Consider the following 21,064-nt stretch of genomic DNA (forward strand, 5'->3'; position numbering starts at 1 on the left):
TTGATGGCCAAACGCAAATCCCTGGAAGAGCTTCGAAGAAAGCTGGCTTCTGCGAATGCCGCTATTGCTGCTCACGCATTCTCGTCCGATGAAGTCACGAGAGCCTACGCGATCATCGAGTCGAGCGAGAAGGATAAGAAATTGGTCGCTAAAAGGCTCGAGGAAGAGGGGCTTCCCGACATGGTGGAGCTGGGGAAGATACAGCTTCGAAACACGGTCAGCTGGTGGAAGCTTCACCGAGACCGCAATAAGATCGCTGCCAGACTGGACAAGCTCGAGAATACATGACCGCCCCGATGACACCGCCCGCTTGAGCTACGCCTGAAGCGGGCGGTGTCATCGTGCCGTTTCGGCAGGAAAGCCTCGCGTCGTCCTGACCCGCCTTGCTACATGTATGCGACAAGCGAATCGGAGTCGACGCCGTGGACGTGGAGGGGGTCGGGGCCGTCAAGAGTGATCGATGTACTCGGGTCAGTGTCGAACTCGCCTGTTGAGCGCTTTTGAGTACCGCGGCCTGCGTACACGTCACGAAGGACGCTCGCTGCGGCGCCAGCGGGTGCTACGGCTTCTCGGAAGCGTCGGCGTCTGATGAGCCGGGCCGTGAAGCCGACCGTGGTGACGAGGCCGAGGGCCATGATGAGCAGTGCTTCGGACATCATGATCCCCGATCGTCGATGTCGGTCAAGACGAACACGTGCGCCCGAGGAATGCAATGCCATCGGTGAGGCTACCGGGGTGCCACTTAGGGAATCGCCGCTGGACGTATCGGTGAGGCGTCTGCAATCCGCTCATGAAGTCCGAGACGAAGCCGCGATCTAGAACGACCACTACTGCGAGGGCGATCGGTGGTGCTGAGGTGACGCTGGCGGGTCGTCCTCCCGGCAGTGACACCTCGGCGTCGGATGCTCTACTCCCGACGCACAGCCGCCCGGTCTAAAGCCACCTGCCGCGCCCCGAACGGGCGCCGCGATCGAAGACTGAGATCCGCGCCGCGCACGCGGGCGAGTCCGTCCGCGAGATCGGCCGGCGATCAGGCGGACTCGCGGAGCACCAGCTGGTGGCGGACAGTGCGGTGGACGTCCGGACCTCCCGGGGGGAGCTCGCCGGCGATCATGGCGACCGCGAGGTCGAGGGCGTGCCGCGCGAGCTCGTCGAGGTCGACGGCGAGGGTGGTCAGCGTCGGGGCGAGCAGCCGCCCGATCGAGAGGCCGTCGATCCCGACCACCCGGACGTCGCCGGGCACGTCGACGCCCGCCCGACGGCAGGCGGAGAGCACGCCGAGCGCGCAGAGGTCGTTGAACGCGACGATCGCGTCGGCGACCCGTGGGCGGGCGATGATCCGCTCGGTCGCGTCCGCGGCCGCCTGGGCGGTGGGGCCCTCGGCGCGGACGACGGAGGCCTCGAGTCCGCGCGCGGCGAAGGCCCGGATCAGAAGCTCCGCTCGCCGGCTCGGCCGCACGTCCCGCGAGACGTCGACGACCACCGGATGCCGCACGCGCGCTCCCGCCAGATGCTCGGCCAGCGCCTCGACGGCCTCGGAGTGGTCGAGCAGCACCGCGGCGCGCAGCGGGTCGCCGGTCGGGTCGAGCTCGATGACCGGCACGGAGCCGAGCCGCTCGATCCACTCCGCAGCACGATCGCCGAAGGTGCCGATCACCGCGTCGGTCTGCGCGCCCAGCGCCTGGATCATCCGGTCGGAGTCGGCGGCGAGGCCCACGTCCGCGAGCGACACGTTCCAGCCCCGCGCCGCCGCGACCCGGACGACGGCCGAGGCGAGCTCCGGCGACCACGGATTCCGCAGGTCGTCGACGACGAGCCCGAGCTGGTGCTCGCCGCCGGTGACCAGGCCGCGGCCGAACCGCGACGGGCGGTAGGACAGCTGCTCCGCGGCGTCGAGGACCCGCCGCTTCGTCTCCTCGCTGATGCCCGGCATGCCGTTCATCGCGCGGGTGACGGTCTGGCGGGAGACCCCGGCGGCGGCCGCGACGTCGTGGATCGTCGCGCGGCCGCCGGCCTCGGCACCGCTCAGGCGCGGAGGTCGAGCCATGCCGTCTGCTCCGGGGTCAGCTCGATCGACAGGCCGCGCATGGACGAGCGCAGCTCGGTGATCGTGCGCGGCCCGAAGAGCGGGAAGGTGGGGAACGGCTGCGCGAGCACGTAGGCCAGCGCGATCGCCGTCGCTCCGACGCCGTGCTCGGCCGCCAGCTGCTCGGCCCGGCGCAGGCGCTCGAAGTTGTCCGGCCCGTAGTAGCAGCGCACCAGCTCGGCGTCGCTGGTGTCGTCGGGGCGGGCGCGGCCGGTGAAGAAGCCGCGGGCCTGCGAGGACCACGGCAGCAGCGGGATCTGCCGCTCGACCAGCCACTCCTTCGACACCCGGTCGGTGACGTGGACGCAGCCCTCCCACGGCACGTCGTACGCCTCGGCCAGGCCGAAGTGGTCGCTCAGCGCCTGGAACCCGGCCCGCCCGTGAGTGCGGGCGTACTCCTGCGCCTCGTCGAAGCGCGCCGGCGTCCAGTTCGAGACGCCGTAGGCGCGGATCCGCCCGGCGCGCTGGTGCTCGTCCATCACGTCGACGAACTCGCCCACCGGCACCTCGAGGTTGTCGCGGTGCATCAGGTAGATGTCGGCGTAGTCGGTGCCCTGCCGCTCGAGGCTCTCGAGCAGCTGCCGGGAGAGCGACTCCGGGTCGCAGTAGGGGGTGTGCGCGCCCTTGGTGATCACGACGACGTCCTCGCGGATGCCGCGGTTGCGGATCCACCGGCCGAGGCGGCCCTCCATCTCGCCGTCGCCGTAGATGTAGCCGGTGTCGAAGGCGGTGCCGCCCTGCTCGACGAACGCGTCGAAGATCGCCGAGGCGTGCGCCAGATCCGGCTGGTTGTCGACGCCCATCACGAGCCGCGACATCCGCTTGCCGACGCCGGGGATCTCCCCGAAGAGCATCGGGCTGTCCGACGCCGCGCGCAGCGGCCGCCCGGACACCGTCGGGATGTCCGCGGTCTCGGCCTCGAACGGGAAGCGCAGGCCGATCGCGGCGCGCCAGCGGTCGAGCGTGCGGGCCGTCGCGAGCGTCTCCTCGAGCGTCATCTGCGGCGCCTCGACCGAACCGGCCGCCAGGGCGTCGGTCGTCGCATCCGCCTCGAGCGCGTAGGGGCTCTCCCCCTCGAACGTGAGGATGCGCGGCTCCTCCCCGACAACGCTGATCTCGATGCCCGTGTCGGACGCACCGAACCACGGGTCGGCCACGTGCAGACGGCCGCGCGTGCCGTGGATCGTCAGGGCGTTCACGTCGTCGAGTGCCACGCCGGTGCGGAGGGTCGCGGTGATGCCGCCGCGGTAGGTCGCGCGGGCGACGCTCCACTCGTCGACGCCGGTCGGGCCGAGGCTGCCCCTCGCGTCGAACTCGACGGGCTCGGCGACGGCGGCACCGGTCGCGGCCTGCACCACGGCCGCCGCGGCGGTGACGGTGTACCCGCCGACGTCGAGGACGCCTCCTCCGGCCGTTGCGACGTCGTACAGGCGGCCCTCGCGGGACGGGGTGCGGAAGGAGAAGGAGGCGTCGATGTGCACGACCTCGCCGATCGCGCCGTCGCGGACGAGCTCGAGCAGCGCGGCGGTCTGCGGGTGGAAGCGGTACATGTACGCCTCGACCAGCGGCAGACCGGCGCTGCGCGCGGCATCGACCAGGGCCATCGCCGTGCCGTGGTTGACGGCGAGTGGCTTCTCGCAGAGCACGGCCTTGCCAGCCTCGAGCGCCTGCAGCACGAGCGCGGCGTGACCCGTGTGCACGGTGGAGATGTAGACCGCGGTGACCCGCGGATCGGCGAGGACCGCGGCGTAGTCGCCGGCGGTCGCGTCCGCGAAGCCGTGCTCGACGGCCTCGGCGGCGAAGGCCGCGGCGCGCCCCGGGTCGGAGCTGCCCGCCGCGACGAGCCGGGCGCCGCGGTCGCTCGCCGGCAGCTGGGAGAGGAACCGGCGCGCGATGCTGCCGGGGCCGAGCACGGCCCAGCCGGGTGCGGGAGTGGTCGGGGTGGAGTCGGTCATGGGGACCCTTTCGCGGCGTCGTCGACGTGAACGTTCACGCACCACGCTAGGCGGGCTTGAGGGGTCGGGACAAGTGCAGCGCGGATCCTGTACGTGAACGTTCACCACGAGACCGAAGGCGCTCCCCGCTGCTCGAACGGCCGGGCGGAGGGAGCGGCGCCGCGATCGCTTCCGATGCCGAGCGCCGTCTCGGTCTCGGCGAGCGACGGCCGCGGCCCGACCCGCAGGTCGCCGAGGGCGTCGTTACGCCGGAACACGTCGCCGTTGCGGCCGGACGGAGCACACAGGCAGCGGCGCCGCGGAGCAGCTCGCCCTCATCGCGGCGCCACGAGGACCGTCCCGAGTCGGGTGCCTCGGCGGGACTCTTCATCGGGCGGGGTTGTCGGGACACTGCGAGGCGCGGGATTCCGCGGCTGTGAATTTCAGCGTTCTGTGGCGGCGGTCTGATGCCGCTTCGTGTCGCGCCTAGTCGAGGAGTTCGGCCTGGATCCGAGCGGCGACGGCCTCGCGGAGGGGGCGGACGCTCTCGGCGCTCCAGTCGGTCGGGTCGGGGAACTTCCATTCCAGGAACCGGCCGGTCGGAGTTGCGGGGAGGGTGAGGCCGGGCTTCATGGCGACGACGATGTCCGCGTTCTCGAGGTCCTCGACCGTGACGGCTCGGGGGGCGCGGTCGCTGATGTCGAGGCCGAGCTCCGCGACGGTCGCAGCGATCGCGGGGTTCACCGTGTCGGCTGGCGAGAGCCCGGCGGAGGTAGCGGTGTAGCGGTCCCCGGCGAGGACTTCGAGAAGGCCCGCGCCCAGCTGGGAGCGGCCGGCGTTGTGCTGGCAGAGGAAGAGGACGGTGGGCTTCTCGGTCATGCGGGGGTCACAGCTCCAGTGTTCGTGCGGGTCCAGGTCTGGGTGGCGATCTGCACGGCGTCCCAAGGGGAGCCGAGCGGGGGCGTGTAAGAGAGGTCGAGGTCGGAGACCTGCTCGACGGTGAGCCCGGCGAACAGGGCGGTCGCATAGGTGTCGACGCGCTTGGCGGTCTCCGTGCCGAGGCGTCCGACGAGCTGCGCGCCGAGCAGGCGTCCGTCGCGGGTGTCACCGGTGATGCGGATGGTGATCGGCTGCGCGCCGGGGTAGTAGCGCTTGTGATCGTCCGCGACCGCGGTCGTCGTCGCCGGAGCGAATCCGGCGGCGAGGGCCTCGTGCTCGCGCAGGCCGGTCCGGGAGGCGACCAGATCGAAGACCTTGACGACTTGCGTGCCGACGGAGCCGGCGAACCGGGCATCGCCGCCGAGAGCGTTCTCGCCGGCCACCCGTCCCTGCTTGTGGGCGGTGGTGCCCAGCGGCAGGTAGGTGCTGCCGAGCAGACGGTGGTGAGTGGTCACCCCGTCGCCCGCGGCGAAGACGTGCGGGAGGCCGGTGCGCATTGCCTCGTCCACGACGACGGCGCGGCCGGCGCCGAGGGACGCTCCGGCGCGGGCGAGCAGGTCAGTGTTCGGCTTCACTCCGACGACCAGGAGGACGACGTCGGCGGTGCGGGTGAGGGGCGTGCCGTCGTGGTCGGCGTGCACGGCGAGGCCGGTCGTGGTCTTCTCGATCGAGGCGACGGTGGTGCGGGTGAGGACTTCGACGCCGTGCTGGTCGAGCTCGGTGTGGACGAGGGCGCCGAGTTCGGGGTCGAGGGTGGAGAGCACTTCCGGGCCGCGCTGCAGCTGAGTGACGTGCAGGCCGCGGACGGTGAGGGCTTCGGCCATCTCGAGGCCGACGTAGCCGGCGCCGACGATGATCGCCGTCTGCGGGTCGCGGCTGTCTAGGTAGCGCTCGAGGGCGAAGGTGTCGCCCATCGAGTGCAGCACGTGCACGCCGTCCTCCGGCCCCAGCTCGTCCACGCCGGCGATCCCGGCGGAGGACGCGAGGGCGCCGGTCCCGACGATCAGCTCGTCGTACCCGATCCGGTCGAGCGTCCCGTCCGGGGTGCGGACGGTGAGCTGCTGCCCGGCGACGTCGATATCGGTCGCGAAGGTGTCCAGACGCAGGGTCATGCCGGTGGCTTCGAGGTCGGCGTGGGTGCGGTGCGCGAGCGACTGCCAGGGCTGGACCTCGCGGGAGAAGTAGTACGGGATCCCGCAGATGGAGAAGTTCGGGTACGAATCGGCGACGACGACGGTCACGTCGACGGACGGGTCGAGCTCGCGGGCGCGCAGCGCGGCGGAGATCCCCGCGTCGCTGCCGCCGATGGCGACGAGATGCATGCTGATTCCTCACGGTCGACGGATGAAAGCGCCCCATCCTCACCATCGAGGGTGAACACCGGGTGACGCTGGCCGTCTCCGCCTGTTGACATCGGCCGTGCCACTGAAGATACTCGAAGTATCGACCGTCATCTATGGGATTTGAGTAGTGCACCAGTGAAAAAACCTGATGCTCACCGGGGCCCTCATGGGCTCGAACAGCTCGCACCCGTAGGATTTCGGGCATGGCCCTCCCCGCTCACGAGAACGAGCGAGTGGAGGTCCCGGTTCCTTCGGGCGGCGCGTTGGAGCGCTCCGCGGCGGAGCAGCTTGCTCGAACCTTGCGGGCGATCGCGCATCCCACTCGGTTGCAGCTGTTGAGCATTATCTTCGCTTCACCGGAAGGTCGAAGCACCGTGTCAGAGCTGACCGAGCCGCTGGGTCTGTCGCAGCCGACCATCAGTCACCACTTGAAGATCATGACCGAGGACGGGCTGCTGGATCGCGAGCAGCGCGGACGCAACGTCTGGTACTCGATCGCTGCCGACCGCGTCGATGCGATCGCTGATCTGCTGAGGTGAGCCATGAGTGACGTCCCCCTGAGAGCCAGGCCGCTGGATGCTGAGCAGGCTGCGCAGCGAGTGAGGCAGATCGGTGTCCTCGCTGACGCGGACGCCGTGCGGCTCTTGAGCGCCTTGACGTCCAGCCCTGATGGTACGCAGGACGTGCCGGCGCTGAGCGCAGTGCTCGAGGTGTCCGCTGACGCGGTGGTGTCCGGGCTGCGGGCTCTGGAAGAGGTGGGTCTGGTCACGCCGGGCGCTGTGCCGGGGACGTTCTCGCCCTCTGCGGAGGCGTGGACGCGCTTCGGGCGCATCCTGATGGTCGCCTCTCCGGATCGCGATCCGAGGTCGGTGCCGGCGTCTCCTGAACTGGCTGTCGTGGAGGGGCCGCCGCCGGTGATCGAGCGCATCGCGGATCGCCTGGCGTATCGGTTCAGCTCGCACTTTTCCGAGGAGACGGTCCGCAAGTACGTCTTCGACAGCTATGCGCAGTTGAAGGTCCGCCACCGGGTGGCGAAGCATCTTCCGGCGTTGACGAGCCGGTTCGCGAGCGAGCGCCTCGGCGCGCTGGCGTCGGCTCGTGGTGTGGTGCTCTCGACCACTGCGGAGGTGCTGTTCGTGTGCGTGCAGAACGCCGGCCGCTCCCAGATCGCTGCGGCGGTGCTGCGGGAGCTCGCCGGGGACAGCGTGCACGTGCGAACGGCGGGGTCGGACCCTGCGGAGCAGATTGATCCGACGGTGCGCGAAGCGCTCGAGGAGGCCGGATACAGCCTCGTGGAGGAATTCCCCAAGCCCCTCACCGATGACGTCGTGCAGGCCGCGAACGTCGTGATCACGATGGGCTGCGGAGACGCCTGCCCGATCTATCCGGGACGTCGCTACATGGACTGGAAGGTGGAGGACCCGGTGGGTCGCTCTCTCGAGGACGTGCGGGAGATCCGGGAGGACATCGCCGGTCGTGTCCGTCAGCTGCTCGCCGAGCTGCAGGTCGTGCCGACGCGTTGAGCGGACGCGGTTACGCGGTGAGGCGGTAGCCGACGCCGGCGACGGTGTCGATGAGGCGGCCGCTGCCGGGCACGGCGGCGTCCAGGCGTCGCCGCATCCGGCTGATCTGGGTTCGGACGGCGGTTTCGTTGGTGCCGTCGAACCCGGATGCGGCGTCGGTCAGCTCGGTGAAGGTGACGGCTCGCGGGGCCTGGGTGAGCAGGTAGCGCAGCAGCAGGAACTGCTGCAACGGCAACCGGACGTCGACGCCGTCCACGCTGACCTGGTGCGCCTGCGTGTCCAGCCGCAGCGGTCCTTGTTGGAGGACAGCGGCGGAGGGGGCGGATTCGAAGCCGAGGAGGCTGAGGGTGTTCGTCAGCGCGGCCGGCGTGAACGGTGCCGCGATCAACGCGCGCGCTCCGGCGTTCATCGCCTCGTAGGCGGCGGCTGCGCTCTCCGGTGACCCGTCGATGGCGACGACGACCGGCGCGCGCGTCCAGGACGCGACAGCCCGCACGAACAGGGTCAGGTCCGTGCCGGCGAGGGCGGTCGGCGCAACGACGGCGGCGATGTCGTGAGCGCCGATCGCCAGCAGCGCGGACAGGGCGTCGGAGTGGGGTCGCAACTCGATGCCGTGCTCGATGAAGTCGTCCGGGCTGTTCAGTGCCCGGTGGTGGAAGTCATCGACGGTGAGCACGGGACGGGGCCACTGGGTGGACGGGGCGGTGAGGCGGAGACTGGCGACATCGCCGTATCCCACTGCCGGGAGCGAGCTCCGCGATGCCGGGATCGCGGAGGAGCTCATCCGAAGCGTCCGGAGATGTAGTCCTCGGTCCGCTGGTCGGTCGGGTTCTCGAAGATGTCCTTCGTCTTCGCGTACTCGACGAGCACGCCGGTGCGGGCGCCGTTCCCCTCATCCACCTGAGCAGTGAAGAACGCGGTGCGGTCGGCGACGCGGGCGGCCTGCTGCATGTTGTGGGTGACGATGACGATCGTGTACTCCCGGCGCAGGTCCTGCATCAGGTCCTCGATGCGCACCGTCGCGATGGGGTCCAGGGCCGAGCAGGGCTCGTCCATCAGGATCACGTCGGGGCGCACAGCGATGGTCCGGGCGATGCACAGGCGCTGCTGCTGACCTCCCGAGAGGCCGAACGCGGACTGCTTCAGCTTGTCCTTGACCTCATCCCACAGCGCCGCCTTGGTCAGGGACTCCTCGACCAGGTCGTCCATCGAGGACGGCTTCATGCCGATGACGCGGGGGCCGTAGGCGATGTTGTCGTAGATCGACTTCGGGAACGGGTTGGGCTTTTGGAACACCATGCCGATGCGTCGGCGGACCTCTATCGCGTCGACCTTGGGGCCGTAGATGTCTTCGCCATGGAAGATGACTTTGCCTTCGACGCGGGCGCCGTCGACGAGGTCGTTCATGCGGTTGAGGGAGCGCAGCAGCGTGGACTTGCCGCAGCCGGAGGGGCCGATCAGCGCGGTGATCTCGTGCAGACCGAACTTGAGGTCGACGCCGGTGACGGCGCGGAAGTTGCCGTAGTAGACGCTGACGTCCTCGCAGGCGATGACGCCGCGCGGCTGCGGGGCGAGGACCGTCTTGTGCGCGAGGGGCTCGAGGTGGACGCTCGGCGCATCGGGGTGAGCGATGTGGTCGGGGGTGTTCTGGCTCATCGGTTTACCAACGCTTCTGATAGTGGTTGCGGATGTAGATGGCGAGGCCGTTCATGAGGACGAGCATCGCGAGGAGCACGATGCTCGCGGCGGCGGCGAGGTCGCGGAAGTCCTCCTGCGGGCGGCCGGTCCAGTTGAAGATCTGGATCGGCATGGTCGTGAACCCGGAGAGCAGACCGTTGGGGTCGAAGGAGACGAACACGAGAGCGCCCAGCAGCAGCAGGGGCGCTGCCTCCCCGAGTGCGCGGGAGAGCGCGAGGATCGCGCCGGTGGCGATGCCGGGAACGGCGGAGGGGAGCACCTGCCGCCAGACGGTCTGCCACTGGGTCGCGCCGAGCGCGAGGGAGCCGGCCCGGATCTCGCTCGGGACGGATCTGATCGCTTCGCGGGTGGCGATGATGATGACGGGGAGGATCAGGAGGCTGAGTGCGAGCGCGCCGCCGATGACGATGTTCTTGTTCTCGACGCCGACCACGGTGAGAAAGCCCAGCGCGAGCAGACCGTAGACGATCGAGGGGACGGCGGCGAGGTTCTGCACGTTGAGCTCGATGACGCGGTTGATCCAGCGCTTCTTGTCCGCGAACTCCTCCAGGTGCACGGCCGCGGCGATGCCGAGGGGCAGGGTGAGGACGGCGGTGGTGCCGATGACCCACAGCGAGCCGAGGATCGCCGGTCGCGCTCCTGCCCGGTCGGGGGAGGAGGAGGAGTACTCGGTGAACAGGTTCGGTCCGAACATCGAGCTGCCCTGCAGGAGCGTGTTGACGATCAGGACGACGAGGAACACGACCGCGATCGCCAGGCTCAGCCAGAGGGCGAAGAGGAAGATCAGCGCGGTGGGGCTGCGCTCGCCTCGCTCGGCGGGGCCGAGCTTGAGGGGGATGGTCGCGGGGGCCGGGGCGCCCGCGACGCTGTCAGCGAGGGATCTCATCAGTAGGCCTGCCTGAACTTGCGCACGAATTGGATGCTGATCATGTTGATGATCAGGGTGATGAGGAACAGCAGCAGCCCTACGGCGAAGAGGGTGTCGTACTCGATCGATCCCACGCGGGAGTCGCCCAGAGCGGCGTTGGCGATGAACCCGGTCATGGTCTGACCCTGCTCGAGCGGGCCGCCGACGATGCGGGCCTGGTTGCCGGCCGCGATCGCGACGATCATCGTCTCGCCGACCGCCCGGGAGATTCCGAGGACGACGGCGGCGACGATGCCGGAGAGAGCTGCGGGGAAGACCACCCGGAGGGTGGTCTGCATCCGGTTCGCGCCGAGTGCTGCGGAGCCCTGCCGGAGACTGATCGGGACCGCGGACATCGCGTCCTCGGCGATGGAGGCGATGGTGGGGACGATCATGATCCCCATCACCAGGCCCGCCGCGAGGACACTGAACGCGCCGGTGTCCAGCTGCAGCCATCCGCGCAGCACCACGGTCTGAACGAACTGGAGCGCGAAGAGCCCGTACACGACGGTCGGCACTCCGGCGAGGATCTCGAGGATCGGCTTGAGCACCTTCCGCAGCCGCGGGTGCGCGTACTCCGAGAGGAAGCTCGCCGCGCCCAAGCCCAGCGGCACGGCGACCAGCAGGGCGATCGCGGTGGTCCACAGGGTGGCGCTGATCAGCGGGATGACGCCGAAAGACGCGTCCGCGAATCGAGGAGCCCAGCGGTCACCGAAGAGGAAATCGGTGACCGGGACCTGGGCGAAGAACCCGATCGAGGGGACCGCGAGGGCGATCAGGATGCCGATCGTGGTAATCACCGTGAGGATCGCGGCCAGTCGCAGAACGAGCCGGATCACGGCTTCACCCGGGCGTGCTCGTCCTTCGAGCGGGGACCGCGGGGAGCGACCCGGCGCGGTGGCCGGGTCGCTCTGTGCGGTGACGGTTGTCGTCGTCATCCGGAACGCTTCTTTCTTGTCGCCTCGAGCGGCTGGATCAGCCGACGAGCGTGGCGAGCTCGGTTTGAGCGGTGGCCTTCTGGTCCTCGGTGAGGCCGATGTACAGGGCCTCCTCGGCGACCTCGGCCTCGTTCTCGACGTAGTAGTCGACGAAGCTCTTCACCTCGGGCTTGTCGGCGTAGGAGGCGTTGTTCACGTAGATGAACAGCTCACGGCCCAGCGGCTGGTAGGTGCCGTCCTGGACGGTCTCCTTGGTCGGGGCGATGCAGCCCTCGCCACCATCGACCTCGACGGCCTTGATCGCGTCGGGGTTCTCCTCGACGTAGGAGAGGCCGAGGAAGCCGATCGCGCCCTCGTCACCCGAGACGCCCTGGATGGTGATGTTGTCGTCCTCGGAGGGGCTGTAGTCGGTGCGGATCGCGCCCTCTTCGCCGTTGATCGCGTCGGTGAAGTAGTCAAAGGTTCCGGAGTCGGTGCCCGCACCGAACAGACCCAGCGGGGTGTCGGGGAAGGAGGGGTCGACATCCTTCCAGCTGGTGACGGTGCCCTCGGACTCGGGGGCCCAGATCGTGGCGAGCTGCTCGACGGTCAGGCACGAGGCCCAGTCGTTCTCCGGGTTCACGACGACCGAGAGGCCGTCGTTCGCGATGACGATCTCGGTGAACTCGATGCCGGCGGCCTCGCAGGCCGCGGCTTCCTCGTCCTTGATCGCGCGGGACGCGTCGGAGATGTCCGTCTCGTCCGCGCAGAACTTCGAGAAGCCGCCGCCGGTGCCGGAGGTGGCGACGGTGACGTTGACCTCGGGCTCGACGTCGCGGAAGAAGTCCGCCGCGGCCTCGCTGAGCGGAGCGACGGTGGAGGACCCGTCGATGACGACGGTGCCGGCGACCCCTCCGCCTTCGGAGCCCTCGGCGGACCCGCCGCCGCTGGACTGGCCGCCGCAGGCGGTGAGCAGGAGGACGGAGAGTGCGGCGGCGGAGGTGACTCCCGCGAGCCGAAGTGTGCGCTGTGACACGATGGTCAGTTCCTTCCCGGGAGGGCAGGGGCCCTCGATGAAGACGTCAGGTGATGCCGGTCGAGCGGCAAAAACCATAGAAGATCTTCTATATGAACGCGGGATGAACGCGGCACGACTTTACATAGAAGACTGCCGATACGTCAGTCCGGGGGAGCGGGACCTACGCGCTCACGAGCAGCTGCGCGAGAGAGTCGAGCGCTCCCGGCACGAGGCGGTAGTAGGCCCAGGTGCTGCGCTTCTCGCGCTCCAGGATGCCCGCGTCGACGAGGACCTTGAGGTGATGGGACACCGTCGGCTGCGTGAGGCCGAGGGGCTCGGTCAGGTCGCACACGCACGCCTCCGCGTTCACGCCGGCGGCCACCATGGAGACCAGTCGCAGCCGCGCAGGGTCCGCGATCGCCTTCAGCGAGCGGGCGAGCTTCTCGGCGTTCTCGGCGTTCATTGGCTCGCGGGTCAGCGGAGCGCAGCGATCGGTCACGTCAGTGAGCGGAAGCATCTCGAGAGTGGCCATGCCCTCAGTCTGCCACCCGGATCGACCGTCATCGATGTGCTGGGGCACTGTTTGCGAGGCGCGGCCCGATTTGTTCATCGACCAGCGTCAATGTACGGTCTCCATCGATCCAAGTCGATGCAAGCCCTGAGGAGTCCTCCCGCATGACCGTGCTCGCCATCGCCATCTTCCTGGTCACGTTGACGCTGGTCATCTGGCAGCCCAAGGGCTTGGGCATCGGCTACAGCGCCCTCGGCGGCGCCGCCATCGCCCTGATCACCACGGTCGTCCAGCTCTCCGACGTACCGACGGTCGTCGACATCGTCTGGAACGCGACCCTCGCGTTCGTCGCGATCGTGCTGATCTCGCTGATCCTGGACGAATCCGGGTTCTTCGAATGGGCCGCGCTGCACGTCGCCCGCTGGGGCCGCGGCCGCGGGCGTCTTCTCTTCGTGCTGATCGTGCTGCTCGGCGCCGTGATCGCCGCGATCTTCGCCAACGACGGCGCCGCGCTCATCCTCACCCCGATCGTCATCCAGATGCTGCGCGCCCTGAACTTCTCCGCGAAAGCGTCGCTTGGGTTCATCCTCGCCACCGGGTTCATCGCCGACGCGGGCAGTCTGCCGCTGGTCGTCTCGAACCTCGTGAACATCGTCTCAGCGGACTTCTTCGACATCGACTTCGCCCGCTACGCGCTGGTCATGGTCCCCGTCGGCGCCGTCGCCGTGCTCGCCAGTCTCGGCGTGCTCTTCGCCTACTTCGGCCGCTCGATCCCCAAGACCTACGACGTCCAGGCCCTACGCCGACCGGCGTCCGCGATCTGCGACCCGCTCGTGTTCCGCACCGGCTGGATCATGCTCGCCTTCCTGCTGGTCGGCTACTTCGCCGCCGACCCGCTACACGTCCCGCTCTCCGTCGTCGCGGGCATCGGAGCGATCGTGCTGATCGCGGTCGCCGCCCGCCAGCCGGCCTTCCTCTTCTCCCGCATCCGCGCCGAAGAGCGCCAGCTCGTCACGACCACTGGCGCCGACGCCGGAACAGTCGACGGGACCTCCGGCGCTGATGACCTGCCGGAACGGCGTCGCATCCCCGTGCTCAAGGTCATCCGTGAGGCGCCCTGGCAGATCGTGCTCTTCAGTGTCGGGATGTACCTCGTGGTCTACGGGCTGCGCAACCAGGGCCTGACCGACGAGCTCGCCGGCGTCTTCTCGTTCTTCGGTGATCGAGGCACGCTCATCACCGCCCTCGGGGTCGGAACCGTGATCGCGGTCCTCGCGTCGCTGATGAACAACATGCCCACCGTCCTCATCGCCGCTCTCGCGATCTCCGCCACCGGAGCGACCGGACTCACCCACGAGACCATGGTCTTCGCGAACGTGATCGGCTCCGACCTCGGCCCGAAGATCACCCCCATCGGCAGCCTCGCCACCCTGCTCTGGCTGCACGTCCTCGACCGCAAGGGCATCCACATCGGCTGGGGACAGTACTTCCGCACCGGCATCGTCCTGACCATCCCCGTCCTCGCGATCACCCTCCTCGCCCTCGCCGGATGGCTCACCATCCTCGATGGATATTGACGTACGTCGATGTTCTGTCGATACTGAATCGACAGCCATCGATCCAAGGGGTGAACGTCCGGTAAACGACCCCGCCTCAGACCGCTCGTATCGATAACCGTCGATGTCGGCGCGAAAGAATGGACGAGCGCCCTCCGCGCAGCACCCCGGGTGCGGTGACACCGCTCCTGCCGACTTCACCTGAAAGAGAGCACTCATGACCGAGAAGCCCACCGTCCTGTTCGTCTGCATCCACAACGCGGGCCGCTCGCAGATGGCCGCCGGCTACATGCGCGCCCTCTCGAACGGCGCCGTCGAGGTGCTCTCCGGCGGCTCCGAGCCGGGCGATCAGATCAACCCGATGGCGATCGCCGCGATGGCGGAGGAGGGCATCGACATCTCGCAGGCCGTGCCCACGCTGATGACCACCGAGCAGGTGCGCGAGTCGGACGCTGTCATCACGATGGGCTGCGGCGACGTGTGCCCGATCTTCCCCGGCAAGCGCTACGAGGACTGGTCGCTCACCGACCCCAAGGGCAAGTCGCTCGACGAGGTCCGTCCGATCCGCGACGACATCAAGTCGCGCGTGCAGGCGCTGCTGGCCGAGCTGCTGCCCGCGAAGGTCTGACGATGAGCGACTTCAGCTCCCGCCGCGCCATGCCGGGCCTCGTCTACCCCGAGGGCTATCTCGCCCGCCTCGCCGAGGAGCTCAGCGAGAAGTTCCGCGGCGTCTTCGCCGCCGAGACCGTCGAGCGGTACGTCCTCGAGTCGTACACCGGCCTGCTGCGCACCTCGAAGGTCAAGGCGCACCTCGCGAGCCAGACCGTCCGCTTCGCCACCGACCGCCTGACCGCTCTCGCCCAGGCAAAGGGCGCCATCGCGCGGGAGGTTCCGGAGGTGCTGTTCATCTGCGAGCAGAACGCCGGCCGATCCCAGATGGCCGCGGTCCTCACCGACGCGCTCTCCGGCGGCCGCGTGCACGTGCGCTCCGCGGGCTCCATGCCCGCCGCGGCCCTGAACCCGGCGGTCGTCGCCGCGATCGAGGAGATCGGCCTGGACGTGACCGACGCGTTCCCCAAGCCACTAACCGACGACGTCGTCCAGGCCGCCGACGTGGTCGTCACGATGGGCTGCGGCGACGCGTGCCCGATCTACCCGGGCAAGACCTACCAGGACTGGGACCTCACCGACCCCGCAGGCCTCCCCATCGAGGAGGTCCGCGTCATCCGCGACCAGATCAAGACCCGCGTCGAGGCCATGCTGGCCACCCTCGGCGTCGAGACGACAGGAGTCCCCGCATGACCGGCACGTACAGCGACACCATCGAGAACGTCGTCGTCGTCGGATCCGGCCCCGCCGGCTACACCGCCGCCATCTACCTCGCCCGCGCAGGCCTGGACCCGATCGTCCTCACCAGCGCCGTCGAAGCAGGCGGCGCCCTGGTGAACACCACCGAGGTCGAGAACTTCCCCGGCTTCCCCACCGGCATCATGGGCCCGGACCTGATGGAGAACATGCGCGCCCAGGCCGAGCGCTTCGGCGCCCGCATCGTCTACGACGACGCCACCGCGCTCGAGCTCACCGGTGATGTGAAGACGGTCACCACCGGCTACGGCGGCACCTACCGCGCGAACGCCGTCGTCCTCGCGATGGGCTCCGCCTACCGGACGCTCGGCGTCCCCGGCGAGCAGCGGCTCACCGGACACGGAGTGTCCTGGTGCGCCACCTGCGACGGGTTCTTCTTCAAGGGGCAGAACATCGCCGTCGTCGGCGGCGGCGACTCCGCCCTCGAGGAGGCCATGTTCCTCACCCGCTTCGCCGCCTCCGTCACCCTCATCCACCGCCGCGACTTCCTCCGCGCGTCGAAGATCATGCAGGACCGCGCCCTGGCAGATCCCAAGATCCGCGTGCTCTGGAACACCGAGGTCACCGAGGCGCTCGGCGACGAGAAGCTCACGACGTTGCGCCTACGCGACACCGTCACCGGCCAGGAGTCCGAACTCGCCGCGACGGGTCTGTTCATCGCCATCGGCCACGACCCCCGCTCCGAGCTCGTCCTCGGCCAGGTCGACGTCGACGACGAGAACTACGTCCGCGTTGCCTCACCCACCACCGAGACCAACCTCCGCGGCGTCTTCGCCGCCGGAGATCTCGTGGACCACCGCTACCGCCAGGCGATCACCGCTGCCGGGACCGGCTGCTCCGCGGCCGCCGACGCGGAGCACTACCTCGCCGCCCACGGTCTCGCCTCACTCGCGCAGGCCACCACGGCTGTCCTCGACGACGCCGTCACCGCCTGACCTGCACCACCGAAGGAGACCATCATGACGATGACCCTGACCGTCCCGCCCCGCACCGACGAGCGCCGCCTCACCGGCCTCCCCGTCGCCGTCATCGGCGCCGGCCCCGTCGGCCTCGCCGCTGCCGCTCAGCTGCTCGAGCGCGGCCTCGACGTCATCGTCTACGAGGCCGGAGACAGCGCCGGCGCCGCGGTGCAGCAGTGGGGTCACACCCGCCTGTTCTCCCCGTGGGAGTACCTGGTCGACGCGGCCGCCGGGCGCCTGCTCGATTCCGCCGGCTGGGAGGCGCCCGCGGCGAAGAAACTGCCTACCGGGCACGAGTTCGTCCGCGACTACCTCGCGCCCCTCGCCGCGACCCCGCAGCTCGCCCCGGTCATCCGCTACCGCTCCCGCGTGCTGGCCGTGACCCGCGAGGGCATGGACCGCACCCGTTCCACCGGCCGCGCCGCCACTCCGTTCCTGCTGCGCCTCGACACGCCGGAGGGCGCCGTCGACGTCACCGCCCGCGCCGTGATCGACACCTCGGGCACCTACTCCACGCCCAACGCTCTCGCCTCCGCGGGCCTCGACCCGATCGGCTCCGCCGACGTCGCCGAGCACCTCAGCCATGCACTGCCCGATGTGCTCGGCACCGACCGCGCCCGCTTCGCGGGGAAGAGCGTCCTCGTCGTCGGCGCCGGCCACTCCGCCGCGAACACCCTGATCAAGCTCGCCCGCCTCGCCCGCGAGGAACCGGAGACGAGGATCACCTGGGCGATCCGAGGCACCAGCCCGCTGCGCGTCTTCGGCTCGGGCGACGACGAGCTGGAGGAGCGCGGCAAGCTCGGCGGCACCGTCCACCAGCTCGTTCGCGACGGCGCGATCACCCTCCTGGACCGCTTCGAGATCGACCGCCTCGAGAAGACCGCCACCGGCCGCGTCGCCGTCCTCGGGCGCCGCCGGAAGGATCGCGAGAGCGTCGAGGCCGACGTCGTCGTGCAGGCCACCGGCTTCCGGCCCGACCTCGACATGCTGCGCGAGATCCGCGTCTCCCTGGACGAGATCGTGGAAGCACCCCGCGCGCTCGCGACCCTGATCGACCCGAACCTGCATTCCTGCGGCACCGTCGACCCGCACGGCGTCGCGGAGCTCGCTCACCCCGAGCCGAACTTCTACATCGCCGGGATGAAGTCGTACGGCCGCGCCCCGACCTTCCTCCTGGTCACCGGCTATGAGCAGGTTCGCTCGATCGCGGACGAGCTCGCGGGCGACCACGCCGCCGCCCGGCGCGTCCAGCTCGTGCTCCCCGAGACCGGCGTCTGCTCCACCGACATCGGATCCGCCGGAGGGAGCTGCTGCTCATGACCAGCATTCGGCCGATGCTCGCCGAGGACTGGGCGGCGGTCGAGACGATCTACCGCGAGGGCATCGCGACCGGGCACGCCACCTTCGAGGCCGAACCGCCCACGTGGGAGACATTCGACGCGGGGAAGCTCAGTAGGCGAGGATCGGCGGCTCAGAGCCAGCGGGCGACGCGAGCGTTGAACCAGCTCGACCGCTGCAGAGGGATTCCGTGGCCACAGCCGTCGACGAACTCGAGGGTGCTGCCGGGAAGCGCCGCGTGGATCGCGGCGGCGGACTCCGTCATCAGGGCCCGCTCCTTCCGACCGACCATGACCAGCGCGTCGCCATCGAAGTCGGACCATCCGGCGGGGATGCTGAAGCGGATGTTCTCCTCGACAGCCGCGAGCAGGGTGCGCTTCGAAACGGCGGCACTGGTCCGGAGGTAGTCCTCGAGCAGCTCCTCGGGGATGAAGAGCTCTCGCGCCTGAAGTCGGGCGAACCAGCGACGGCGCGATAGGGGGGCCGCGAGTCCGAGCAGGAACAGGGTCGACCGGGCGAAGGCGAGCGGGCGGGCCTGAGCGCTGACGATCATGACCCGAGCGACGCGACCCGGATGCTCCGACGCGAGCCGCATCGCCAGTTGAGCGCCGAGCGAGAAGCCGACCACGGAGACCGCACCGACCCCGGCGCGATCCAGGAGAGCGACCAGATCATCCACCGTCGCGGAATGCGAGCGGTAGGTCTCGTCGGAGCTCCGGTCGTGCCCGGGGAGATCCGGCACGAGCACCCGGTGCTCCGCTTCGAGGGACTCCCGCAGCGACATCCACATCCAGCCGGCCACTCCTCCGCCATGCAGGAGCAGCACGGGAGCGTCGTCGCGATCGCCGCACTCGGAGACGTACATCGCAGACATGATTCCACCTTCTCCAGAACAGGCTTACTGCCTCTGAGTCAGCGTCCGCTCGACCATCCCCTAACGGACGCCCGCACGACACGGGACGCCTAGAGCCCCTTTGGGAAGCCGATCGGCCGAAGGTCTGGGTCGAGCATCTCCCATTGGCGCCGCCGCTCAGCCTCGACACCGCCCTCCTCCATCCCGTGTAGGCGATCGCTTTCGCTTCGTAGGTCGCAGCGTGGGGAGAGTGGTCGAACATATGGGCGACGGCGGCGGCTTGGCCGGCCGCTCTCGCGGCTGCGGTCGCTGCGGCAGCGCCGGCCTGAGTGGCGGAGCGTGCGGCGGCGTGAGCCGCGAACGCAGCGGAGCGGCAATCCGTCATCGGGACCTCTCCTCGCTCCCAAGCCCGGAGGACGTCGAGCGCCCGTCGCGGCCGAGTGTCGGCCGGGTCCCATTCCTCGAATACGGGCAACGCTCGCTCTGCACAGTCGGCCGCCCAGCGTGCCAGCGCTCGGTGGATTTCCGGCTCAGGGTTGGACCGCTTCTGCTTCGCGGATTCGATCACGAAGCCATCGAACCAGCGGCCGGCGCCGAGAACATCAGCCGCGGGCCGGTTGTTCGCACGAGCCCTGCGCGCACGTAGCCCCACCCCCTACCGGACGCGCGCCAGATCGTCATCCGCGCGCGACGGTCGGCCTGGCATCGCGCCGCCGTGATCATCGCTCGGGAGTCGAGGGACGGCCTTAAGGCATGTGGGAGGCGATGGCCGCGAGGGCGAAGCCGACGAGTGCGGTCGGCAACGCCAGGATGCACCAGACGATTTCCCACCCGTGGTGAGCATGGGCCCCGCTTGTCGCGCGAATGACGGTGAGGACCCAGACGCTGATAGCGCTGGTGAGGGCGACGATGCCAGCCGCGAGGAGGAAGGCTTTCCCTGCTGCGGCCTCCTCGTCGGTGGGCATCGATCCCATGCCGATTCCTCTCTCGCTGATGGAGAGGTAGGTCAGCACGACGGGCGCGACGATCATCCCGAGGACGGCGATCGCGGCGATCACCGGACTCAGGGGTCCCTTCCGAGCGACGTCAACCACGCAGTGCACACTATCCGCGCGTCGCTAAGCCCCCCCCTGCGAGCGGGCCGCTCGTCGTCCGGCATGGAGACGCCCTGCCGGACGCCCGCTGGACCATCCCCATACGGGACGCGCACAAGGCGCTCGGGTTCGCGAGACTGAAATGATGTCGGCGTTGCTGGTCATCGATCTCGTGTCGCGCGTGATCAGAGCCAGCTGCGGCCGAGCCGCGGCGCACGAGAGGTGACGCGCCCGACGTCGGGGATCAGCACGCCTCATGATCCACGGCGACGGAGGACAGGACATCAACCGGTTGATCTGCGGCGTCGACTCAGCGCCCAGACGAGCGCGCCCGCAAGGAGCACCGCGCAAGTCAGCCCGACGACGTGCAGGACCAGCGACGGCACTCCGTTCTCGGGGAGCAGGAAGCCGTACGGCACCCACCCGTCGGTCGCTCCGCGGACGAGCACGACGACGACCCAGACGATCGGGTAGGGCAGGACCACCCACAGCCGGCGCCAGGAGAGCGGTCCGCGGTCGGCGACGACGGTCCAGTCGAGGAGGACGAGCGCGGGGAGCACCACGTGCAGGACGGCGCTGACCCAGGGCGGGGCCGTCCCGGTACCGGGAACGAGGGTGTTGTAGATCACGGCGACGACGACCGAATAGGACGTCGCCGCGCCGCGGACGTACCTCAGCCACACCGGCGTCGGACGGCGGGCGAGCGCGACCGATCCGGCGACGATCAGCACCGCGCTCGCAAAGAGGCTGGTCTGGTTCGTGAAGTAGCCGAAGTAGTCGAACGGATTCGGGTCGCCGGCAGCGATGCTCAGCGCGTAGGTGTGGAGGATCACCGCGATCGCGGCTGCACCGACGGCGATGCGCGCTACACCCACGAAAGGGCGGGTCGGTGCCGGGGAACTCATCGGGTCAGCCTAGGAGCCGTTGGGCTTCCTGCTGGCCCCCGACAGACGTTCCCCTTTCCGAACGGTGCTGAGCATCTCAAGCCGAGACGCGACCACGAGGAAAGCGGTGACGTCGCTT

At 69.4% G+C, this 21,064-nt stretch carries 21 protein-coding genes and 2 pseudogenes; 9 read left to right on the top strand and 14 right to left on the bottom strand.

Annotated features, from left to right (window positions below):
• Positions 1 to 3 precede the first annotated feature (3 nt).
• On the top strand, positions 4 to 288 hold the full coding sequence (locus tag C5D50_RS01755) for a hypothetical protein (RefSeq protein ID WP_104282745.1): 285 nt from the start codon (positions 4 to 6) through the stop codon (positions 286 to 288).
• Between the two features lie 742 nt (positions 289 to 1,030).
• Here the strand turns inward: C5D50_RS01755 and C5D50_RS01765 are convergent.
• From C5D50_RS01765 to C5D50_RS01780, 4 genes are all read right to left on the bottom strand, one after another.
• Positions 1,031 to 2,047, bottom strand: a complete 1,017-nt coding sequence (locus C5D50_RS01765; protein WP_104282743.1) for a LacI family DNA-binding transcriptional regulator — start codon at positions 2,045 to 2,047, stop codon at positions 1,031 to 1,033.
• Complete coding sequence (locus C5D50_RS01770; protein WP_104282742.1) at positions 2,026 to 4,041, bottom strand: aldo/keto reductase; 2,016 nt, start codon at positions 4,039 to 4,041, stop codon at positions 2,026 to 2,028. Before C5D50_RS01770 ends, C5D50_RS01765 begins: the two co-directional genes overlap by 22 nt.
• A 465-nt stretch (positions 4,042 to 4,506) precedes the next feature.
• A complete protein-coding gene (locus tag C5D50_RS01775; RefSeq protein ID WP_104282741.1) occupies positions 4,507 to 4,899 on the bottom strand; it encodes a low molecular weight phosphatase family protein in 393 nt (130 codons plus the stop codon).
• Positions 4,896 to 6,281, bottom strand: a complete 1,386-nt coding sequence (locus C5D50_RS01780; RefSeq protein ID WP_104282740.1) for an FAD-dependent oxidoreductase — start codon at positions 6,279 to 6,281, stop codon at positions 4,896 to 4,898. Before C5D50_RS01780 ends, C5D50_RS01775 begins: the two co-directional genes overlap by 4 nt.
• A 224-nt stretch (positions 6,282 to 6,505) precedes the next feature.
• Here C5D50_RS01780 and C5D50_RS01785 point away from each other — a divergent pair, with 224 nt between their 5' ends.
• Both C5D50_RS01785 and C5D50_RS01790 read left to right on the top strand, forming a co-directional pair.
• The gene (locus C5D50_RS01785) at positions 6,506 to 6,841 is read left to right on the top strand and encodes a helix-turn-helix transcriptional regulator (RefSeq protein WP_104282739.1); all 336 of its coding nucleotides are present in this window, start codon (positions 6,506 to 6,508) and stop codon (positions 6,839 to 6,841) included.
• Between the two features lie 3 nt (positions 6,842 to 6,844).
• Positions 6,845 to 7,825 carry a low molecular weight phosphatase family protein gene (locus tag C5D50_RS01790; RefSeq protein ID WP_258069526.1) on the top strand — a complete coding sequence of 327 codons (981 nt, stop codon included), beginning with the start codon at positions 6,845 to 6,847 and terminating at the stop codon, positions 7,823 to 7,825.
• A gap of 10 nt (positions 7,826 to 7,835) precedes the next feature.
• Here C5D50_RS01790 and C5D50_RS01795 read toward each other — a convergent pair whose 3' ends face one another.
• The 6 genes from C5D50_RS01795 to C5D50_RS01820 all read right to left on the bottom strand — a co-directional run bounded on the left by C5D50_RS01795 (position 7,836) and on the right by C5D50_RS01820 (position 12,897).
• Positions 7,836 to 8,501, bottom strand: a complete 666-nt coding sequence (locus tag C5D50_RS01795) for a winged helix-turn-helix domain-containing protein (protein ID WP_181137266.1) — start codon at positions 8,499 to 8,501, stop codon at positions 7,836 to 7,838.
• A gap of 104 nt (positions 8,502 to 8,605) precedes the next feature.
• The gene (gene pstB / locus C5D50_RS01800; RefSeq protein WP_104282737.1) at positions 8,606 to 9,481 is read right to left on the bottom strand and encodes a phosphate ABC transporter ATP-binding protein PstB; all 876 of its coding nucleotides are present in this window, start codon (positions 9,479 to 9,481) and stop codon (positions 8,606 to 8,608) included.
• Positions 9,482 to 9,485: 4 nt separating this feature from the next.
• Positions 9,486 to 10,409 (bottom strand): phosphate ABC transporter permease PstA, encoded by a 924-nt coding sequence (gene pstA / locus C5D50_RS01805; RefSeq protein ID WP_104282736.1) that lies wholly within the window; start codon positions 10,407 to 10,409, stop codon positions 9,486 to 9,488.
• Positions 10,409 to 11,269 carry a phosphate ABC transporter permease subunit PstC gene (gene pstC / locus C5D50_RS01810; RefSeq protein WP_258069527.1) on the bottom strand — a complete coding sequence of 287 codons (861 nt, stop codon included), beginning with the start codon at positions 11,267 to 11,269 and terminating at the stop codon, positions 10,409 to 10,411. The genes pstA and pstC overlap by 1 nt, the downstream gene beginning before the upstream one ends.
• A 136-nt stretch (positions 11,270 to 11,405) precedes the next feature.
• On the bottom strand, positions 11,406 to 12,383 hold the full coding sequence (locus C5D50_RS01815; protein ID WP_258069528.1) for a PstS family phosphate ABC transporter substrate-binding protein: 978 nt from the start codon (positions 12,381 to 12,383) through the stop codon (positions 11,406 to 11,408).
• 163 nt (positions 12,384 to 12,546) lie between these two features.
• On the bottom strand, positions 12,547 to 12,897 hold the full coding sequence (locus C5D50_RS01820; RefSeq protein WP_104282733.1) for a metalloregulator ArsR/SmtB family transcription factor: 351 nt from the start codon (positions 12,895 to 12,897) through the stop codon (positions 12,547 to 12,549).
• Between the two features lie 143 nt (positions 12,898 to 13,040).
• On the opposite strand from C5D50_RS01820, the gene C5D50_RS01825 reads away from it, so the two are divergent.
• The 6 genes and pseudogenes from C5D50_RS01825 to C5D50_RS16975 all read left to right on the top strand — a co-directional run.
• On the top strand, positions 13,041 to 14,453 hold the full coding sequence (locus tag C5D50_RS01825) for an arsenic transporter (RefSeq protein ID WP_104282732.1): 1,413 nt from the start codon (positions 13,041 to 13,043) through the stop codon (positions 14,451 to 14,453).
• 196 nt (positions 14,454 to 14,649) lie between these two features.
• Positions 14,650 to 15,060, top strand: a complete 411-nt coding sequence (locus C5D50_RS01830) for an arsenate reductase ArsC (RefSeq protein WP_104282731.1) — start codon at positions 14,650 to 14,652, stop codon at positions 15,058 to 15,060.
• A gap of 2 nt (positions 15,061 to 15,062) precedes the next feature.
• Positions 15,063 to 15,734, top strand: a complete 672-nt coding sequence (locus C5D50_RS01835) for a phosphatase (protein ID WP_104282730.1) — start codon at positions 15,063 to 15,065, stop codon at positions 15,732 to 15,734.
• Positions 15,731 to 16,732 carry a thioredoxin-disulfide reductase gene (gene trxB / locus C5D50_RS01840; RefSeq protein WP_104282729.1) on the top strand — a complete coding sequence of 334 codons (1,002 nt, stop codon included), beginning with the start codon at positions 15,731 to 15,733 and terminating at the stop codon, positions 16,730 to 16,732. The genes C5D50_RS01835 and trxB overlap by 4 nt, the downstream gene beginning before the upstream one ends.
• Positions 16,733 to 16,756: 24 nt before the next feature.
• Positions 16,757 to 18,076: an FAD-dependent oxidoreductase gene (locus tag C5D50_RS01845; RefSeq protein WP_104282728.1), complete on the top strand. Its 1,320-nt coding sequence runs from the start codon at positions 16,757 to 16,759 to the stop codon at positions 18,074 to 18,076.
• A pseudogene (locus C5D50_RS16975) lies at positions 18,073 to 18,207 on the top strand (GNAT family N-acetyltransferase); the annotation flags it as partial. The gene C5D50_RS01845 and the pseudogene C5D50_RS16975, both read left to right, overlap by 4 nt.
• A gap of 20 nt (positions 18,208 to 18,227) precedes the next feature.
• Here C5D50_RS16975 and C5D50_RS01855 read toward each other — a convergent pair.
• The 4 genes and pseudogenes from C5D50_RS01855 to C5D50_RS01865 all read right to left on the bottom strand — a co-directional run bounded on the left by C5D50_RS01855 (position 18,228) and on the right by C5D50_RS01865 (position 20,946).
• Positions 18,228 to 18,968, bottom strand: a complete 741-nt coding sequence (locus C5D50_RS01855; protein ID WP_258069529.1) for an alpha/beta fold hydrolase — start codon at positions 18,966 to 18,968, stop codon at positions 18,228 to 18,230.
• A 193-nt stretch (positions 18,969 to 19,161) separates the two neighbouring features.
• Positions 19,162 to 19,599: pseudogene (locus C5D50_RS16980) on the bottom strand (putative immunity protein); the annotation flags it as partial.
• A 94-nt stretch (positions 19,600 to 19,693) separates the two neighbouring features.
• A complete protein-coding gene (locus C5D50_RS01860; protein ID WP_146086870.1) occupies positions 19,694 to 20,041 on the bottom strand; it encodes a hypothetical protein in 348 nt (115 codons plus the stop codon).
• A gap of 284 nt (positions 20,042 to 20,325) precedes the next feature.
• Positions 20,326 to 20,946 (bottom strand): Pr6Pr family membrane protein, encoded by a 621-nt coding sequence (locus C5D50_RS01865; RefSeq protein WP_104282725.1) that lies wholly within the window; start codon positions 20,944 to 20,946, stop codon positions 20,326 to 20,328.
• Positions 20,947 to 21,064: the final 118 nt, after the last annotated feature.

Source organism: Rathayibacter sp. RFBD1 (assembly GCF_002932915.1).
GTDB lineage: Bacteria > Actinomycetota > Actinomycetes > Actinomycetales > Microbacteriaceae > Rathayibacter.

Excerpts from the sequence above, each read along its gene's own strand:
- C5D50_RS01755 (WP_104282745.1), top strand. The coding sequence starts at position 4 with ATGGCCAAACGCAAATCCCTGGAAGAGCTTCGAAGAAAGCTGGCTTCT.
- C5D50_RS01765 (WP_104282743.1), bottom strand. The coding sequence starts at position 2,047 with ATGGCTCGACCTCCGCGCCTGAGCGGTGCCGAGGCCGGCGGCCGCGCG.
- C5D50_RS01770 (WP_104282742.1), bottom strand. The coding sequence starts at position 4,041 with ATGACCGACTCCACCCCGACCACTCCCGCACCCGGCTGGGCCGTGCTC.
- C5D50_RS01775 (WP_104282741.1), bottom strand. The coding sequence starts at position 4,899 with ATGACCGAGAAGCCCACCGTCCTCTTCCTCTGCCAGCACAACGCCGGC.
- C5D50_RS01780 (WP_104282740.1), bottom strand. The coding sequence starts at position 6,281 with ATGCATCTCGTCGCCATCGGCGGCAGCGACGCGGGGATCTCCGCCGCG.
- C5D50_RS01785 (WP_104282739.1), top strand. The coding sequence starts at position 6,506 with ATGGCCCTCCCCGCTCACGAGAACGAGCGAGTGGAGGTCCCGGTTCCT.
- C5D50_RS01790 (WP_258069526.1), top strand. The coding sequence starts at position 6,845 with ATGAGTGACGTCCCCCTGAGAGCCAGGCCGCTGGATGCTGAGCAGGCT.
- pstB (WP_104282737.1), bottom strand. The coding sequence starts at position 9,481 with ATGAGCCAGAACACCCCCGACCACATCGCTCACCCCGATGCGCCGAGC.
- pstA (WP_104282736.1), bottom strand. The coding sequence starts at position 10,409 with ATGAGATCCCTCGCTGACAGCGTCGCGGGCGCCCCGGCCCCCGCGACC.
- C5D50_RS01820 (WP_104282733.1), bottom strand. The coding sequence starts at position 12,897 with ATGGCCACTCTCGAGATGCTTCCGCTCACTGACGTGACCGATCGCTGC.
- C5D50_RS01825 (WP_104282732.1), top strand. The coding sequence starts at position 13,041 with ATGACCGTGCTCGCCATCGCCATCTTCCTGGTCACGTTGACGCTGGTC.
- C5D50_RS01830 (WP_104282731.1), top strand. The coding sequence starts at position 14,650 with ATGACCGAGAAGCCCACCGTCCTGTTCGTCTGCATCCACAACGCGGGC.
- C5D50_RS01835 (WP_104282730.1), top strand. The coding sequence starts at position 15,063 with ATGAGCGACTTCAGCTCCCGCCGCGCCATGCCGGGCCTCGTCTACCCC.
- trxB (WP_104282729.1), top strand. The coding sequence starts at position 15,731 with ATGACCGGCACGTACAGCGACACCATCGAGAACGTCGTCGTCGTCGGA.
- C5D50_RS01845 (WP_104282728.1), top strand. The coding sequence starts at position 16,757 with ATGACGATGACCCTGACCGTCCCGCCCCGCACCGACGAGCGCCGCCTC.
- C5D50_RS01855 (WP_258069529.1), bottom strand. The coding sequence starts at position 18,968 with ATGTCTGCGATGTACGTCTCCGAGTGCGGCGATCGCGACGACGCTCCC.
- C5D50_RS01865 (WP_104282725.1), bottom strand. The coding sequence starts at position 20,946 with ATGAGTTCCCCGGCACCGACCCGCCCTTTCGTGGGTGTAGCGCGCATC.